Source organism: Acidisphaera sp. S103, from assembly GCF_009765975.1.
Lineage (GTDB): Bacteria > Pseudomonadota > Alphaproteobacteria > Acetobacterales > Acetobacteraceae > Rhodopila.
The window spans coordinates 1-16,783 of record NZ_LMUJ01000054.1 but is presented as its reverse complement, the minus strand read 5'-3'; the positions used below and the strand labels follow the sequence as shown (position 1 = coordinate 16,783).

14 protein-coding genes are annotated in these 16,783 nt (G+C 62.1%); 3 read left to right on the top strand and 11 right to left on the bottom strand.

From position 1 onward, the window contains the following. The first annotated feature begins 212 nt into the window (after positions 1-212). Positions 213-1,400, top strand: coding sequence for an IS481 family transposase (locus GSQ89_RS16455; RefSeq protein WP_254073240.1), 1,188 nt, complete (start codon positions 213-215; stop codon positions 1,398-1,400). A 361-nt stretch (positions 1,401-1,761) separates the two neighbouring features. On the opposite strand, the gene GSQ89_RS16450 is transcribed toward GSQ89_RS16455, so the two are convergent. From GSQ89_RS16450 to GSQ89_RS16430, 5 genes are all read right to left on the bottom strand, one after another. Continuing rightward, positions 1,762-3,000, bottom strand: coding sequence for an ABC transporter substrate-binding protein (locus tag GSQ89_RS16450; RefSeq protein ID WP_158927116.1), 1,239 nt, complete (start codon positions 2,998-3,000; stop codon positions 1,762-1,764). Between the two features lie 88 nt (positions 3,001-3,088). Then, a complete protein-coding gene (locus GSQ89_RS16445; protein WP_254073256.1) occupies positions 3,089-4,027 on the bottom strand; it encodes a lysylphosphatidylglycerol synthase domain-containing protein in 939 nt (312 codons plus the stop codon). 17 nt (positions 4,028-4,044) lie between these two features. After that, the gene (locus tag GSQ89_RS16440) at positions 4,045-4,818 is read right to left on the bottom strand and encodes a class I SAM-dependent methyltransferase (protein ID WP_158927112.1); all 774 of its coding nucleotides are present in this window, start codon (positions 4,816-4,818) and stop codon (positions 4,045-4,047) included. 343 nt (positions 4,819-5,161) lie between these two features. Then, positions 5,162-6,448 (bottom strand): aminotransferase class I/II-fold pyridoxal phosphate-dependent enzyme, encoded by a 1,287-nt coding sequence (locus GSQ89_RS16435; RefSeq protein ID WP_158927110.1) that lies wholly within the window; start codon positions 6,446-6,448, stop codon positions 5,162-5,164. Positions 6,449-6,579: 131 nt separating this feature from the next. Next, positions 6,580-8,385, bottom strand: a complete 1,806-nt coding sequence (locus tag GSQ89_RS16430) for an NAD(P)/FAD-dependent oxidoreductase (protein ID WP_158927108.1) — start codon at positions 8,383-8,385, stop codon at positions 6,580-6,582. Between the two features lie 160 nt (positions 8,386-8,545). Between GSQ89_RS16430 and GSQ89_RS16425 the strand changes: the two genes are divergently transcribed. Beyond that, positions 8,546-10,255 carry an amidohydrolase family protein gene (locus GSQ89_RS16425; protein ID WP_158927106.1) on the top strand — a complete coding sequence of 570 codons (1,710 nt, stop codon included), beginning with the start codon at positions 8,546-8,548 and terminating at the stop codon, positions 10,253-10,255. Between the two features lie 100 nt (positions 10,256-10,355). Next, positions 10,356-10,814, top strand: coding sequence for a low affinity iron permease family protein (locus tag GSQ89_RS16420; protein WP_158927104.1), 459 nt, complete (start codon positions 10,356-10,358; stop codon positions 10,812-10,814). 114 nt (positions 10,815-10,928) lie between these two features. On the opposite strand, the gene GSQ89_RS16415 is transcribed toward GSQ89_RS16420, so the two are convergent. From GSQ89_RS16415 to GSQ89_RS16390, 6 genes are all read right to left on the bottom strand, one after another. Then, positions 10,929-12,362: an FMN-binding glutamate synthase family protein gene (locus GSQ89_RS16415; RefSeq protein ID WP_158927102.1), complete on the bottom strand. Its 1,434-nt coding sequence runs from the start codon at positions 12,360-12,362 to the stop codon at positions 10,929-10,931. A 745-nt stretch (positions 12,363-13,107) separates the two neighbouring features. Beyond that, positions 13,108-13,839: an ABC transporter ATP-binding protein gene (locus tag GSQ89_RS16410; RefSeq protein WP_216856209.1), complete on the bottom strand. Its 732-nt coding sequence runs from the start codon at positions 13,837-13,839 to the stop codon at positions 13,108-13,110. Beyond that, a complete protein-coding gene (locus GSQ89_RS16405) occupies positions 13,829-14,560 on the bottom strand; it encodes an ABC transporter ATP-binding protein (protein WP_158927098.1) in 732 nt (243 codons plus the stop codon). The genes GSQ89_RS16410 and GSQ89_RS16405 overlap by 11 nt, the downstream gene beginning before the upstream one ends. Next, positions 14,557-15,486, bottom strand: a complete 930-nt coding sequence (locus GSQ89_RS16400; protein ID WP_158927096.1) for a branched-chain amino acid ABC transporter permease — start codon at positions 15,484-15,486, stop codon at positions 14,557-14,559. The genes GSQ89_RS16405 and GSQ89_RS16400 overlap by 4 nt, the downstream gene beginning before the upstream one ends. Continuing rightward, on the bottom strand, positions 15,486-16,364 hold the full coding sequence (locus GSQ89_RS16395; protein ID WP_158927094.1) for a branched-chain amino acid ABC transporter permease: 879 nt from the start codon (positions 16,362-16,364) through the stop codon (positions 15,486-15,488). The genes GSQ89_RS16400 and GSQ89_RS16395 overlap by 1 nt, the downstream gene beginning before the upstream one ends. A 208-nt stretch (positions 16,365-16,572) precedes the next feature. Next, on the bottom strand, positions 16,573-16,783 hold a 211-nt coding region (locus GSQ89_RS16390), incomplete at its 5' end, for a hypothetical protein (protein WP_216856208.1).

Here is a 16,783-nt window from a genome sequence, read left to right as displayed (position 1 = left end):
TGCCGGATGTTTCCACCCGGCAGAGGAACGTTCCAGAAAGAACCGTACCGTAATGGTTTTATACCAATCGCCGTTGACATCGACCTTTCATTCCCGTCATGGCCCGGCTTGTTGTTGTTGTTGTTGTTGTTGTACAGACTGGAGACCTTCCTGACAGGTGTTCGGAGAGCTTCCTGACACTTTAGGATCGCTGGAGCAATGGAGCGCCAGCGATGCCGTGGAAATCTGGAACGGTCATGGACAGTCGGCGGGAATTCGTGCGTCTGGTCGAACAAGGTGACATCAGTGTCGCCGAACTGTGCCGCCGGTTCGCCATCAGCCGGGAGACCGGCTACGTTTGGCTGCGCCGCTACCGGGCGGAGGGCGAGGCGGGTCTGCGGGATCGTTCCAGCCGCCCGCTGACCAGCCCCACCCGCTGCGCCCCGGAGATCGAAAGCCATATCGTCGACCTGCGGGGTATCCGTCCAAGCTGGGGCGGGCGGAAGCTCGGGCAACGGCTGCGCGACCTTGGCGTCACACGGGTGCCGGCCGCCTCGACGGTGACGGAGGTGTTGCGCCGCCACGGCCTGCTCGACCCGGCCGAAAGCGAGCAGCGGACACCGCCACAGCGGTTCGAGCGGTCGGCGCCGAACGAGCTGTGGCAAATGGACTTCAAGGGCCACATCGCGATGGATCGAGGCCGCTGCCATCCGTTGACGGTGCTGGACGATCACAGCCGTTACTCGATCGGGGTGATCGCCTGTGCCAATGAGACCGAGCAGACGGTCAAGGCGCATTTGACCGACCTGTTCCGCCGCCATGGCTTGCCGGTGGCGATGCTGGCCGACAATGGCTCGCCCTGGGGCGGCAGCGGGGCCACCGGCTACACAGCGATGGAGGTTTGGCTGATGCGGGTGGGCATCCGGCTGTATCATGGCCGGGCGCGCCATCCGCAGACGCAAGGGAAAGAGGAGCGGTTCCATCGCACGCTGACGGTCGAACTGCTGCAGGCGAACCGGTTCGCCGACCTGATCGCCTGCCAGGCGGCGTTTGACGCGTTCCGCCGCATCTACAACACCGAACGCCCGCACGAGGCTCTGGGACTGGCGGTACCGCAAAGCCGCTACCGGGTCAGCCAGGTGGCCTTCGCCGAGGCTCTGGCGATGCCGGATTACTATGCCGAGGACGTAGTGCGCCGGGTGCATCAGGATGGGGCCACATGCTTCCGCGGTTGGCGGGTCAAGCTGTCGCAGGCCTTCGCCGGGCTGGACGTGGCGTTCCGTCCGACCGCCACCGATGGTGTGTGGCGGGCGTATTTCATGCGTTTTCTGATCGCCGAAGTCGATCTGCGCGACCAGGCCGGCAAAACCGCGGCGGTCAGGAAGGTCTCGGACCGCTCGGCTGGTTTGGTTACGGTGTGACGGCATGGTTCTGCCCGGCCTGCATTCTTCGGGGCCTTGCGCGCGGCCGCGGTCAAGCCTGGCGCCAGCCACCGCGAAGCGGCGCGCAGCGGGCTTGAGGGTGGCCGCGCGCAAGGCCCCGAAGAATGCAGGCCGGGACGAGGAAACGGCTCTGTGCAGCCGAACCAGGAAACCACACCGATGGATCAGGAGAGGCGGTTCGCCGCCGGCTAGCCGACCGTTTTGGACACCAAAGGCGACATCGCACCTGTCAGGAAGGTCTCCGAACATCTGTCAGGCTTGACTCCGGTCTGTACACGACAGTCCGGGCCATGACGGGGTTGATGTGTCAACGTCAATGGCCGCTGGTTTTAAATGCGTCCTACCCGGCCACCATCGGGCAACCGCCGTCGTGCGACGGCCGGAACGCGTCCTCCGCCGAAACAGTCCGCACCAGACGGTAGTAGTCCCACGGGTAATGGCTTTTGGCCGGTGATTTCACCTGAAACAGATACATCGGGTTCATCACCCGCCCGTCTGCTCGTATCGAGCCTTTCCCGTACGCCTCATCCTCCACCGGCATCGCCTTCATCTGTGCGATCAGCGCCTTGCCGCTGGCCTTGGCCTTCGCCACGCCCATCGCCTGCATGGCTTTCAGCGTGTGGGTGATCGCCGAGAAATCCCCTGCCTGCAGCATGTTCGGCATCTTGCCGTCCATCCTCGGCGCGTAACGTTTTGCAAAAGCCCTGGTCTGGTCGTTCATGTCCCAATACCACGCCTCGGTCAGCAGCAGGCCCTGCGCCGTGGCGAGGCCGATCCCGTGCACATCCGGAATGGTCAGCAGCAGCGCCGCCAGCTTCTGGCCCCGCTTGGCGATACCGAACTCGGCCGCCTGCTTGACGCAGTTCACCGTGTTCTCACCACTGTTCGCCAGCCCGATGACCTTGGCGCCGCTGGCCTGCGCCTGCAGCAGGAAGGTGGAGAAATCGGTCGTATCAGGGAACGGATGTGATATCTGCCCAACGACCTTCCCACCCACCGAGGTCACCGCACGCGCCGTATCGGAGGCCAGAAATTTGCCGAATGTGTAGTCGGCGGCGATTAAGAACCAGGTGTCCCCGCCCTCCGCCACAATTGCCTTGCCGGTGCATGACCCCAGCGAATAGGTGTCATAGGTCCATTGCACGTGATTGGGGCTGCACGCTTTGCCGGTCAGGTCGGAACTGGCGGGCGTCGTGAAGATCGCGGCCTTGTCCTTCTCCCGCACCAACGTCGCGATCGCCAGCGCGGCGGAGGAATTGTTGACGTTGGAAATGAAATCGACCCCTTGCCGGCCGAACCAGTCGCGCGCGATCGACTGGGCGATGTCGGGCTTGCTCTGGTAGTCGGCGACCAGTACCTGCACGTCGACATCCGGATGCTGGCGAGTGAAATCCTCAACCGCCAGCTTGGTCGCGACGACCGACCCCTGTCCGGTGCCGTTGGCGTTCGGCCCGTTCAGGTCGGTCAGCACGCCAATCCGAATGGTCGAACGGTCGGCGGCAGGGGCGCGGCGCAGCGGGGCGGCGGCGGCGGCACCGGATACGGCGAGCGCCGCCCTCCGGGTGATAGCGAGTGACATGACGTTTCCTGTGATCGTTCCGGCTTGCGCGAATGGAATCTTGGACGATGGCCTGATACCGGTCAACACGCCGCTGGACGCCCGCACCCTATCGAAAGCCGCCGCCCAACCAGGCCAGGACCATACCGGCGAGACCGACGAGGATTTCGCGGGCCCGTTTGACCAGGGACAGCGACAGCCCGGCGGACTCGGGAAGTCCGGCCGACAATGCCGCCAGCGCGAACCCGCCCTCCTGCACGGCCAGGGCGCCGGGTATCGCGAATCCCGCCGTGCGCGCCGCCATGCCGAGGCTTTCGATTACCAACGCCTGCGGCAGGCTGGCGGGCACACCCAACGCGTACAGAATGATCCAGGTTTCGATCGTACCGAGCGACCAGGACAGGACGTGCAACAGGGTCGCGGCGGAAAGCACGCGGCCTCGGCGGTAGACCGCTGCCACCCCGGCGTGCAGACCGGTCAGCGACACATTCGCCAGTCCGGGAAATTGTCGGGCGATCCGGTCGGTCAGCATTTCCAATAGCCGCAGCAGGCCGAAGCGCTGCGCGAGCAGGAAGCCGCCAGCCGCGACCGCCGCCAGGGCCAGCGTTCCGAACCATTCGGTGGATCGGCCGCCATCCGCCACCAGCGCCAGCACACCGATTCCGCTCAGCAGGAAGACGGCCTGGGACAGCACTTCCAGGGACACATCGACGATCACGCCCGAACCAGCTTGCGCCGCCTCGATGCCGCGTTTCGTCAGCATGCGCGCGACGATCACCTCGCCGCCGATCTGTGCGACCGGCAGCAGGCTGTCGATACCCTCGCGGATCAGCCGCAGACGAAAACAGGTGACGATCGAGGGGGCCGGCCTGGCGAACAGCAGCCACCAGGAAAGACTGGACAGCAGCAATTGGATCAGATGCACGCCGATCAGGACCGGCAAGGTCCACAGCGCGCCCAGCACGCCTGCGCCCATCGCCGCGATGTCGGCCCAGGTCGCGAAGAACGTCCATCCCATCCCCGCCGCCAGAACGGCGGCCAGGGCCATCAGCAGCAAGCCGCGCATCAGGCGGGAAGCAGGGACGGCCGTTCGGAAAACAAGGTGGCCAGGAAGAACGCTCTGCGATGTTCCGACGTGACGGTGAAGCGCGGGCATGCCTTGAACGCGCGATGGATTTTGCGCGACACCTTGGAATCCGGATCGGCGGCGAAGAAGAAGTGGTTGGCCAACAGACAGGTTCCGCCGGGCGTCAGCAGGTCGGCGATGCGGCGCACGACGGCGTGCAAAATACCCTCATCCAGCGGCGACAAATAATACAGCACGTCCGCGACCACCACGAGATCGAACTTACCATCGAGCGACGACGGCAGGTTCAAGATGTCGCCCGGTTCGAACGCAAGGTTGTCGAAGGCCGCGCCACGGCGGCGCGCGTGCTCGATCGCGGCCGGCGCGATATCGATTCCCAGGACACGTTCGGCCCGGTTGGTCAGTTTCTGGGAGAGCAATCCAAGGCCACAACCTAGGTCGAGAGCGTTGGCGAATCGCTTACGCGGCAGGAGAGCGACCAGCCGGTCGTATTTCAGCCCCTGATAGCGATAGCGTGGCGACGCCGATGCCCAGGGATCCTCGGATTCGCGATACGCGGTCTCGAATGCCGCGGTCGTCCCGTCCCGCCGTTTCGCCCGAGCGATTTTGGCGTCGGTGCGCGCGCTTTTCAGGAACAGGCCGATATCGAGGGGCAGCATAGCCAGCCATGGCAGACGCGGTTCAGTCGACTTCCGGCGCGACATGAACCGGCCGACGCCAGTGACGATCGATGGTAGAACGGTTACGGACACCGGGTTGGCCCTTTTATGGTTTTTGGGACGTTCCCGTCGGCCCGATTCAAAGTGGGCCGGCCTGCCTGGCGATTCGCGGGATCCGCCGGCCTGTATCGGTTCCGAAAATCGATTTTAGCACGACAATGGGCTGCCTATGGGTATGGCAAGTCACGGGGGCATGACTATGCGAGATTCGCCCATGCCATGCAACGGCTTGTAACGATAAATCCTCAATAATCATTTACCGCAAGCGGGACCGAAAATACCGCGACCGAACGCGAGGATGAACTGGCATCCACGCTTTCGTTGAAGCGCGGATGCCCCGATCGACGTGGACCGACGGCTCAGGCGACACCCCGGATTAGGCGGCCGCCCGCTGCATGCCCTGCTTCTCGATCGCCGCCAGCAGGATGCACAGCGCGATCCCTTCCGATGCAACCGTGACATCGGCAAGCGAGGGAAACGTCGGGGCAAGGCGCAGATTGCTGTCGTTCGGATCGCGGGTGTGCGGCCAGGTGGACCCGGCCGCGGTCAGCGCCAGGCCGGCGTCCTTCGCCAGCGCGACCACCTGTTTCGCGGTGCCGGGCGTGGCGTCCAAACCGATGAAGTAGCCGCCGTCCGGCTTGGCCCAGGTCGCCGCGCCGGTGCCAGCCAGCCGGCTGTCCAGCGCGCGGGCCACGGCGGCGAATTTCGGCGCCAGAAGTGCTCGGTGGCCGTCCATGTGACGCATCAGCCCGGCCTGGTTTTTCAGGAACCGCACATGGCGAAGCTGGTTCAGCTTGTCCGAACCGATGGTCCGTTTGAACACGCGTGCCATGAACCATGCCAGGTTGGCGGGTGACGACGCAAAGAACGCCAGACCCGCCCCCGCGATGGTGATCTTCGACGTCGAGCCGAAGATGAAGGCCCGGTCCGGGTTCCCGGCCGCCGCACAGGCATCGAGGATGTTGGCGACCTCGTGCCGCTTCTCGGTCAGATGATGCACCGCGTAGGCATTGTCCCAGAGCAGCCGGAAATCCGGCGCACCGGTGCGCATCGCGGCCAGCCGGCGGACGGTTTCGTCGGAATACACCTCGCCGCTGGGGTTGGAGTATTTCGGCACGCACCACATGCCCTTCACCGACGGGTCGGCGGCGAGGCTTTCAACCGCGTCCATGTCCGGGCCGTGGCCGGTCATGGGGACGGACAGCATGCGGATGCCGTATTCCTCGCACAGGGCGAAATGGCGGTCGTAGCCGGGAACCGGACAGATGAAGGCGGGTGTCGTCTTGCCCCACGGTTCGGTCGATCCCGGCACGCCCTTCAGCAGCGCCCAGACGATGCAGTCGTGCATGACCGCCAAGCTGGAATTGTCGGCGACGAAGACCTGGTCGGCCGGCGCGCCCAGCATCGGCGCGAACAGCGCCCGCGCTTCCGGCAACCCTTGCAGGACGCCGTAGTTCCGGGCGTCGTCGCCGGCCTCGCTGAAATGGTCGCGATTTCCGGGAAACGCCAGCATCTCATTGGCCAAATCGAGCTGATCCGCCGCCGGTTTCCCCCGCGTCATGTCCAGTTTCAGGCCGCGCGCCCGGAAGGCGTCGTATTCGGCCCGCACACTGCCGTGCAGCGCCTGGAGTTCAGCGTTCGCAAGGTCGGCAATCCGGTTCATGGCAGGCCTCGATAGTGTGGCGCGCGGTCTATCGCGAAACGGGTGGGCCGGCCACCGGTTTCGTGCGCGCCTCGGGCATGCGTGAACGCGGGATGAGACCGTCCGGAACCGTCCGGACGGTCGGGAAGCCCTCAGCCGAAGCGGAAGTGCTGCGGCAACTCCTTCTGCACCTTCGCCAGATGCTCGACGTATTGCTTCATGCCGCCGTTGTAGTTGCCGTCCTGGCGGCGGTTCGATTCACCCTCAAAATTATAGTAGCCGGGGGTGCATTCCGCATTGCGGTTGGTCTTGCCGCGGTGGCGGATGACTTCCTGCACCCACCATTCCTCGGTTTCCGCCGAGGCATCGATCGTCGTGTGATTGCTGTCGCGGACGAACTTGATGCACTCGGCGATGTGCTGGCCCTGGGTCTGCAACATGAAGGTCAGGTTGAACTGGAACGACGCCTGGTAGCCGCCCATGATGAACAGGTTCGGATAGCCGGCCGAGTGAATGCCGAACACGGTGCGCATGCCGTCGGCGTATTTGTCGTTCAGGCTCAGGCCGTTTTCACCGCGGATGTCGTTGTAGATGCCGGTGACCTGGACCTCGAACCCGGTGGCGTAGATCAGCACGTCGACCGGGTATTCCTTGCCTTCGAACACGACGCCGCGTTCGTTGATCTCGGTGACGCCTTTGCCGTTGGTGTCGACCAGATGCACGTTCGGCAGGTTGAACGTCGGCAGGTATTCGTCGTCGTAGCAGGGCCGCTTGCAGCGATGCATGTACCAGGGCTTCAGCGCCTCGGCGGTGGCCTTGTCCTTCACGATTTCTTCGACACGCGCGTGGATGCGCATCTGATGTTCGATGTTCTGGTTTTCCTGGCGCTGGATTTTGACGTCGCGCGGCAGGGCGGCCAGGTCGCGCTTTTGCTCCTCGGTCAGGCCGTAGCCTGGCGCGGTGGTTTCCACGTGCTTGCGGATGCGTTCCTTCTGCCACCCCGGCTGCAGCGACGCCGCCCACGTGGGGTCGGTCGGGATATCGTCACGGATGTCGATGGCCGATGGCGTGCGCTGGAACACATACAGTTCCTTCGCCGCTCGTCCGACACGCGGGATGATCTGCACGGCCGAGGCGCCGGTGCCGATGATGCCGACGACCTTGTCCTTCAGGTTCGACAGATCGGCGCCGGTATAATTGTAGTCGAAGCGGGAGCTGTGGAAGGAGTAGCCCTTGAACGTCTCCATCCCCTCGATCTTGGATAGTTTCGGCTTGGACAGCGTGCCGTTGGCGCAGATCACGAAGCGGGCGGACATGGTGTCGCCGCGGTCGGTGGTGACGCGCCAGAGTTTGGCTTTTTCATCCCATTCCGTTGCCGTGACGGTGGTCTGGAACACCGCCAGTTCGTAGAGATTGTACGTTTGGGCGATCTTCTGGCAGTGCGCGTAGATCTCCGGCCCTTTGGCGAAGAAGCTGTTCGGCACGTGGCCCAGCTCATCCAGCAGAGGCATGTAGTCGTAGGCGGAGACGTCACAGGCCACGCCGGGGTAGCGGTTCCAATACCAGGTGCCGCCGACGTCGCCGCCGCGTTCCACGATGCGGATGCTCTCCACGCCCTTTTCCCGCAGCCGAGCGGCGGTCAGCAGCGCGGAGAAGCCGCCGCCGATGAACAGGCATTCGACGTAATCGTTGATCGGGTCGCGTTCCTGACGGGTCTCGACCCAGGGATCGCTTTCATACTTGGCGAGCTCACCGGTCAGCTCCGAGGTGTATTGCGCCCGTCCCTCCGGACGGTAGCCGACGCGGAGGTCGCGGGCCTCGGCGAATTTCTGTTTGATCTCGTCATAGTATTCCTGCGGCTTCTCGGTTGGCCGTAGTGGATTGAACGCGACACGCACCGCTTGGGTGTTCGGATTTTGGTGGTGGCCTTGCGTTGGTTTTTCCTTGGTCTCCGACATTCTCTATCCCTTCCGCGGCTCGCGTCTTTGCTCGTATGTCCTTGGTATCCGGTCCAGCTTGCACAGTCCTGATCTTCTGCCAACCCTCGCGGCCTCCCCGGTTGTTTCCTGTCGCGGCGGAAATGCCCTAGCCTTCCGTTGGTGAGGGAGGAGACAATCGATGACGGATGCTCTGACGCTGGTCGTTCGCGGCGGCCTTGTTGTGGACGGGACCGGCGGCGAACCGTTCGAGGCCGATGTCGGCATCGCCGGTGGTCGTATCGCCGCGGTGGGGAAAATCCCTAGTCGTGGCACCGAGGAAATCGACGCGCGCGGCATGCTAGTCACGCCCGGTTTCGTCGATCCGCACACGCATTACGACGCGCAGGTGATGTGGGCGAACCATCTGTCTCCCAGTTCCAGCAACGGCGTCACCACGGCGCTGATGGGCAATTGCGGCGTCGGGTTCGCGCCTTGCAAGCCAGACCAGCGCGACATGCTGGTGCGGCTGATGGAGGGGGTGGAGGACATCCCCGAACCTGTCCTGACCGAGGGCCTGCCGTGGGACTGGCAGAGTTTCCCGGAGTACCTCGATCGCCTCGACGCCCGCCATTTCGACATGGACATCGCCGCCCAGGTGCCACACGCGGCCCTGCGCGTCTTCGTCATGGGCGAACGTGGCGCGGCCCGCGAACCCGCCACCGAAGCCGATCGTGCGACAATGGCCAGGCTGGCGGCGGAAGGAATCAGGGCGGGAGCGCTGGGGTTTTCGACGTCTCGGACGCTGAACCATAAGACCGTGGATGGTCAGCCGACGCCAACCCTGGACGCCGCCGAGGAGGAACTGTCCACCATCGCCCGAGCCATCGGCGAAACCGGCATGGGATGGCTGCAGGTGATTTCCGATTTCGGCGACACCATTGAACCGGAGTTTGCGATGCTGCGCCGGCTGGTCGCATTGTCCGGCAGGCCGATGACGACGACGGTGCTGGAGCGTGACTCGAAGCCCGCGGAATGGCGCCGCCTGCTCGATCTGATCGCCGAGGCCAATGCGGCCGGGCAGGCGATGACCGGCATGGTGCTGACACGGCCGACCGGCATCATGCTGGGGTTCGAGATCTCGCAGAACCCGTTCGTCGAATGCCCGAGTTGGCAGCAGGTGGCGCATCTGCCGTTCCCCGCGCGTATTGCCGCCCTGCGCGATCCGTCGTTGCGGGCCAGGCTGCTGGAGGAGACGCCGGGTGGTCCGGTCATGACGAACCGCCTGCACCGCTGGGACCGCATCTTCCCCCTCGGCGACCCCGCCGACTACGAACCCCCAGCCGATCGCAGCATCGGCGCGGAGGCTCGGCGTTTAGGCGTCGATCCGGCGGGGCTAGCCTACGACCGGCTGCTGGAAAATGACGGGCGCACGATCCTGTATCGTCCGCTCAGTAACTACGCCGATGGGACGTTGGAGACGGTGCGCGCGATGATGGCGCATCCGAATACGCTGATCGGGTTGGGTGACGGCGGGGCGCACGTGTCCATCCTGTGCGACGCGTCGGCGATGACGTACGGGCTGACGCATTGGACTCGAGACCGGGCATCCGGGCGGTTTCCGGTGGAGTGGATGGTACGGCGGTTGACGCGAGACAACGCATGGGCGCTGGGGCTGCGGGACCGAGGCGTGATCGCGCCGGGCCTGAAAGCTGACCTGAACGTGATCGACCATGGCAAGCTAACGCTACGCGCGCCGCATGTCGTGTACGATCTGCCGGCCGGCGGGCGGCGGCTGATGCAGCGGGCGGACGGTTACGTGGCGACAGTGCTCTCGGGCGAGATCGTGAGCCGTGACGGTGTCTCCACAGGGCGGCTGCCTGGACGTCTGGTGCGCGGGGCGCAGGCCTGACCCGTCCCGCCGTCATGCCGCATCGGTGAAGCGTGGCCATCTTGTTCCGGCAGTGATGGCGCGGCATCTGTCGTTCCAGACACGATTATCTGGAGCGAACATGAACGACACAGGCCGCTCGGGCGATGGTCCGTCCAAGAAGGACCATCATGGCAGTGCCTTGTTTTCAGAGATCGCACTGTGGGCGTCCCGCCAGTGCGGCCGAGCGTCGACTTTCATCGTTGCTTGTGTGGCGATTGTCGTTTGGGCAGTCACGGGTCCGGTCTTCAACTACTCGGATACCTGGCAGTTGGTCATCAACACCGGCACGACGATCGTCACGTTCCTGATGGTCTTTCTGATCCAAAATACGCAGAACCGGGACATGTCGGCGCTGCACCTGAAGCTGGATGAGCTGATCCGTGTCAACCAGGATGCTCGCAACAAGCTGCTGGACCTGGAAGACCTGACGGAGGAGGAGCTTGACCAGCTGAAGGGGACGTTTTCGAATCTGGCAGGCAACGCCCCGGGTAAGGCGGCCGGCGACGATATCCCCGCCCCGCAGAACGCCACGCGGTAATATCAAACGCCGTTGATACCGATTGTTGGATGTCGTCATGGTCGCGCGCGCTATGCGTGTTCCGGCCATGACGTCAGCAGAAGGGTTAAACTTAACGGCGGCTGGTATAAACCGTCAGTCGCTGCCTTGCGGTGCGCGGAAGCCGCCGACGCCGCGTTCGATCTCCGTCACGTGTTTCGTGCGAAACCCGGTGGGATCGGTCAGCCCGCAGGTATGGGCGATGATTTCCACCTCCTCCCGCACCTGCATCGCATAGTGTGCAACCCGAGCGGCTTTGTCGGTCGGGTCCAGGCCGGCGATCAGTCTTGGATTGGCAGCGGTCACCCCGGTCGGGCACTGGCCGGTGCCGCACTTCATCGCCTGGATGCAGCCCAGGCTGAACATGAACCCGCGCGCCGAGGACACGAAATCCGCCCCCATGCACAACGCCCATGCCACCTTGTCCGGGGTGATCAGCTTGGCGGAAGCAATGATGCGGATGCGGTCCTCCAGCCCGTGGCGTTCCCGAGCGGCGGCGACCATGGGCAGCGCGATGGTGATCGGCAGCCCGACATAGTCGATCAGCGCGGACGGCGCGGCACCGGTCCCGCCCTCACCGCCGTCGATCTGCACATAGTCGGGGCAGCCTTCCGGGTGGATGATGCAGTCCTCGAACCAGGCTTCCAGGAATTCGGTATCGCCGGCAACGAATTTGACGCCGACGGGTTTGCCGGTGATGCCGCGCACACGCTCGATGAACTGGCCGAGTTCGCGGACATTGCCGATATCGTGGTGGCGATTGGGGCTGATGCTGTCCTGGCCCTGCGGGATGCCGCGGATGGCGGCGATTTCGGCCGTGACCTTGGCGCCGGGCAGGATGCCGCCTTTGCCGGGCTTGGCACCCTGGGCCAGCTTGACCTCGAACATGCGGACCTGTTCGTGGGCGGCGATCTCTCGCAGCTTGGGTTCGGAGAGCGTGCCGTCGGGGTTGCGCACGCCGTATTTCGCCGTCCCCATCTGCATGATGATGTCGCAGCCGCCGGCGAGGTGGTTGGGGGCCAGCCCGCCCTCACCGGTTGCCATCCAGATGCCGGCGAGCTTGGCACCGCGCGACAGGGCCAGCACCGCGGCCGGGCTCAGCGCGCCGTAGCTCATGCCGCTGATGTTGAAGAAGGTTTTGGCGAAATACGGTTGCCGGTAGGCGCCGGGTCCGTCGCTGAGGCCGATCTGCTTGCCGGGATAGGGCTTCTTTTCCTCATCCAGCACCGGGAAGGCGGCGTTGCGGAAGACGAAGGCCGGCACATTCTCGCTGCCGAAGCTGCGGAGGTTGGAGACACCCTTGGCCGAACGGTAGACCCAGGCGCGCTCCAAACGATTGAACGGGCGTTCTGACCAGTCGGGCAGGTATTGGTATTGCCGCATGTACTCGCCGAGGGTTTCGGCGAAATACCGGAAGTAGCCGATGATCGGGTAGTTGCGCAGGATCGTATGGTGGACCTGCCGCTTGTCGTGGACGTACAGGGCGGCCACGGCCAGCAGGACGACGGCGAGAATAGCGGCGACGAGCATCGGCGTTCACCTCCGGGGTGGGCCGAATGCATAGCGTTCGGCCCCTTACGAAGGGTTAACGGTCGTTGGTCTGGGTTGTCCAGAGGTGTTCTGGTTACACCTCGGACGGCCGCCCGTTGAGGCTCGGCTCTTGCGCATCTGCGTTCAGCTGCATTCCAGAGGCCGCTTCGGCGAAGGAAGGCCAGCATCACTCCGACCAGGCCGTCGAAGAGAACGCCTCAGCCCTTGCAACGGTAGTACAGGCGGTACCGCTGCTTCTTGTCGTGACCCATCGCCGATCGCCGCTTGACCCAAACAATCCGGGCAACGCACCAATCGCGCCGTCAATGCCAACAGATCAGATCAATCGCACCTGTCGTCGTCTATGAGAGGTGAGATTACCAGCATCGCGACAGCCATGACGACGCCCGAGAAGTGAGAAACCGACGGCCTCGAATCGGCCATCCTATATCGTAGTCATTGCTAAGCTGCGATATTATGCCAGTCCATCGAAAAAGTGATACGCTGAAACCGCCTCTCGTGGTCGTTGTGGGAGATGGCTCGCCATTTCTGCCTTTGGATGGAACGGCGAAGGGCGTGTGTGCCGACCGGAGTCGATGTCAGGCTTGACTCGATATCGGCATGATTAGGCGGGCACCAGCGGCAAATCGGTCTCAACGCGAACTGGTATGAGACGAGTCTTGCCGCCATGGCTTCAGAGCTATCTCACTACCCTAGAATCCAGAATGAGTCATAATGGACACAATTATGCCCCTAAGTAGAACTCCCGAATTAACTCATTATTATTCAGTTCGTCGGCCGATCCCCCCTCGAATGCGATGTGGCCATGGACGATAACGTAGCCGCGATCAGCAATCCGGATTGCCTGCGTGAAATTCTGCTCGGCCATCAGCACCGCGAGTTGGAAGCTATTTTTCAACTCCTGGATCTTATCGATCGTTCGCGTCACCAATAGCGGTGCCAATCCCACTGAAGGCTCATCGATCAGCAGCAGCCGAGGCGCCGACATCAGTGCTCGGCCAAGCGCCAGCATCTGTTGCTCACCGCCACTCATGGACCCCGCGAGCTGTTTTCGGCGTTCGGCCAGACGAGGGAATACCTCGAAGCAGAAAGCCAAATTTTGCTGGATGACTGGTCGGGCTTTCTTGCGGAAGGCACCCATCAGCAAATTTTCCATTACGGTAAGCCGCGGAAACAAACGGCGTCCCTCCGGTACGAAGCCAATTCCAAGGTCGACGATCGCCTCAGCGGACATACCGATAAGTTCGTGCACGGCACCGTCTATCGTCGCGACGATAGATCCCGCCGTTGGTCGCACGATACCCATGATGCTTTTCATCAGGGTCGATTTGCCGTTTCCATTAGTACCCAACAATGCGACCGTCTCGCCCTCGGCGACGAACAGTGAAACATCGTGCAATATCCGCACCGCGCCATAACCGGCATCTAAACCGGTGATTGAAAGACTAGCTGCCAAGATAAGCCGCCACGACATCGGGTTGACGAATGACGTCCTGTGGAGACCCGTCCGCTATCTTGCGCCCGGCAACCAGCACTACAAGGCGCTGAGAAAACGCCAGCACCGCCCGCATAATGTGCTCGATCATGATGATGGTGACGCCTTGGCCGTTCAGCTTCATCAATAACGCCAGGATATCGTTCACTTCCTGGTGCGACAAACCAGCCATGGCCTCATCAGCGATGAGCAGGCGTGGTTCGGATGCCATCGCCCGAGCGAGTTCCAACTTCCGCATCTCGATTTGGGTCAAGTCAGCGGGTTTGTCATTGGCCTTGGGCAGCAAACCCACCAGATCGAGCAATTCCTCGCAGCGCTGTCGTGGATCCGCCACGACCCTGCCCCGTTTGATGTTCGCGGTATATAGAATTGGAACGCGGACGTTTTCCGCCAACGTCAATGTCGGGAACGGTCGGGGCAATTGGAAACTGCGCGCTATACCAAGCCTTGTTCGCTGATGCGCGGACAGTCCGTTCAGCTTGCGCCCACCGAAGGTCACCTGTCCGGAGTCATTATGCAGCGTGCCGCACAAGCAATTCACTAAGGTGCTTTTGCCGGAACCATTCGGGCCGATCAATCCTAGGCGCTCGCCCTCCACAATCTGTAGCGCCACCTCGGAAAGAGCGACAAACCCACCGAACCGTTTGCCCAGTCCGGCTACAGTCAGAAGTACGTTGCTCATCGGCTGAGCCAACCCACGATACCCTTCGGAGCGGCAATCACAAAGCCCACCAGCAGCAGGCCAACCAGCAATAAGGATAACGCCGAAGATATCGTCACCGTCGCGAGTTGCTGGAGTGTACCAAGCAAAATTGCCCCGATTACAGGTCCGAACCAGGTAGCGGTACCACCGATCAGTGGCATGGCGATGGTGTTAATGGCATAGCTCAAGCTGAAGCCGGAAGCAGGATCGAGATACGTCACGTAGTAGGGCAGCGGCGCGCCAGCCATACCCATCAAACCTCCCGAAATAGTAGTGGCGATCAACTTTAGCCGCAAAGTCGGCACTCCGGATGCCTCAGCGGCGAGTTCATCGTCACGGATAGCCGAAAAGCCATAGCCAAGACGAGAATGCTGGATGGCCCGAGCGATCGAGACAGATATTACCGACAGCAACAGCATGATAACAAATAGATATTGAATGTAATCGCCGGCGAAAAGAGGTGATTCGGCCGGCCGGATAATGTATGCGCCTCGCGATCCTCCGACAAAGTTCCAGTTCGTTATCAAGGTTTGTGCAACAACCGCCATCGCGAGTGTTGCGATCGAGAAATACGTGCCACGCAATCGTAGCGTCAGATACCCCATCCCGAGGCCGATAATGCCCGAGATCATACCGCCCAGCAACATCATCACTGGCAGCGGTAACAGCGGGACTGTCTTATGCAATACGACGGACGTATATGCCCCCAGGGCGAAGAACGCCGCGGTACCGAAATTCACGTAGCCCGTGTAGCCACCAAGAATATTCCAAGCCGTCGCCAGCACGACGTATTGCAGCACGACGTAACCAGCAAAAAAAACATAGGCATTGTCGATCAGCCGAGCGACAGCAAACGTGACGACCGCGGCGACCAAGGCCAGCAGGGTGAAGCGGATATTATGCATTAGCGGCGTCCGAACAGACCCGCGGGTCGTATTGCCAGTGTGAGCAATAGGAAACCGAAGGCGACCGCAGGTGACCAGGACGGTCCATAGAAGGTCGAGGTCAGACTCTCCATGATTCCCAGGATCATCGCGGCAATCACCATGCCACCGAAACTTTCCAAACCGCCCATAACGCAGATCGCAAAAATCCGGCCAATATAGTCACGGGCGATCGACGGCTCGACCGGCTGAATGACGATCAGAATCGCTCCGGCAATCGAAGCACTGGCGATTGAAAGTCCAAAGGCAATTCGTTTGATCCGGCTGGGGTCCGCGGCCATCAACCGCAATGCCATGGGATCTTGGGCTACGGCCTGTACCGCTCGGCCGACAAACGTGTATGACATAAACAGTTGCAGTGTGCCGATAAGAGCCAACGATACGAGGCATGGGATGAGTAGCCGCAGCGGCAGATCGATGACCCCGATGTGAAGACTCGGCCCAATGTACGGCGCATCGACCAGCCGATAGTCCACACCAAAAACCAGCACCAAGGTCACCTCGGTGATAAACAGGATGCCAAAAAAGAATGCCAGGCCACGGATCGATGCGTCTCCTCGTCGCTCGAATGAGACGTCGTACACGTGATAAATCGCCACCCCCAGCAAATAGAATGCCGGCAGCAAGACGATACTGGCCAAAATCGGATCGAACCCAAACACGCTGTTGGCGATATAAGCCGTGTAGGATCCCAGAATGACGAATGCGGGATGCGCGATATTGACGATATCGAGCATGCCGAATGAGATCGACACTCCAATCGTCACGGCAGCGTAAAAGCCGCCCAGCAGCAGTCCCGACACGAGGGCGTTACCCAGCAGATCGAAAGACAGGTCCATTGATTCGCTTATGACGTTTCCGGTTCCTAATGTGACGAATGCCAGAGCCTTTGGCTAGCCACCATTCGGATCAGTCGGATTAGCAGTGCCGATTTTGGCTTGACGCGGTCCATCTTTGTCTGTTGGCCGTTTTTTCGGCGATTATATACTTCGCAATCACACGGCTAAAATAGGTACATAATCCGCTCGACTCGTTGTGGCGGCCTTCTCATTCGCTCTCTGTCTTTGCCGGATCGCGCATTGGCTTGTACCGCGCTACCCGCACCACCTCTTCCCAGAACTTCTCTTCATATTCATCGCACCCGAGTTCCCGCGCGGCTTCGCGGCACCGCTCGATCTGCGGCTTGGCCACAGGTTCGGGTGGTTTCCTGGCTCGCATCATCAGACTCGCAAGTTGGTTTTCTATACAACATAGTGGG

Coding starts and splice junctions, on each gene's coding strand:
- GSQ89_RS16455 (WP_254073240.1), top strand. CDS start 213: ATGCCGTGGAAATCTGGAACGGTCATGGACAGTCGGCGGGAATTCGTG.
- GSQ89_RS16450 (WP_158927116.1), bottom strand. CDS start 3,000: ATGTCACTCGCTATCACCCGGAGGGCGGCGCTCGCCGTATCCGGTGCC.
- GSQ89_RS16445 (WP_254073256.1), bottom strand. CDS start 4,027: ATGGCCCTGGCCGCCGTTCTGGCGGCGGGGATGGGATGGACGTTCTTC.
- GSQ89_RS16435 (WP_158927110.1), bottom strand. CDS start 6,448: ATGAACCGGATTGCCGACCTTGCGAACGCTGAACTCCAGGCGCTGCAC.
- GSQ89_RS16430 (WP_158927108.1), bottom strand. CDS start 8,385: ATGTCGGAGACCAAGGAAAAACCAACGCAAGGCCACCACCAAAATCCG.
- GSQ89_RS16425 (WP_158927106.1), top strand. CDS start 8,546: ATGACGGATGCTCTGACGCTGGTCGTTCGCGGCGGCCTTGTTGTGGAC.
- GSQ89_RS16420 (WP_158927104.1), top strand. CDS start 10,356: ATGAACGACACAGGCCGCTCGGGCGATGGTCCGTCCAAGAAGGACCAT.
- GSQ89_RS16415 (WP_158927102.1), bottom strand. CDS start 12,362: ATGCTCGTCGCCGCTATTCTCGCCGTCGTCCTGCTGGCCGTGGCCGCC.
- GSQ89_RS16405 (WP_158927098.1), bottom strand. CDS start 14,560: ATGAGCAACGTACTTCTGACTGTAGCCGGACTGGGCAAACGGTTCGGT.
- GSQ89_RS16400 (WP_158927096.1), bottom strand. CDS start 15,486: ATGCATAATATCCGCTTCACCCTGCTGGCCTTGGTCGCCGCGGTCGTC.
- GSQ89_RS16395 (WP_158927094.1), bottom strand. CDS start 16,364: ATGGACCTGTCTTTCGATCTGCTGGGTAACGCCCTCGTGTCGGGACTG.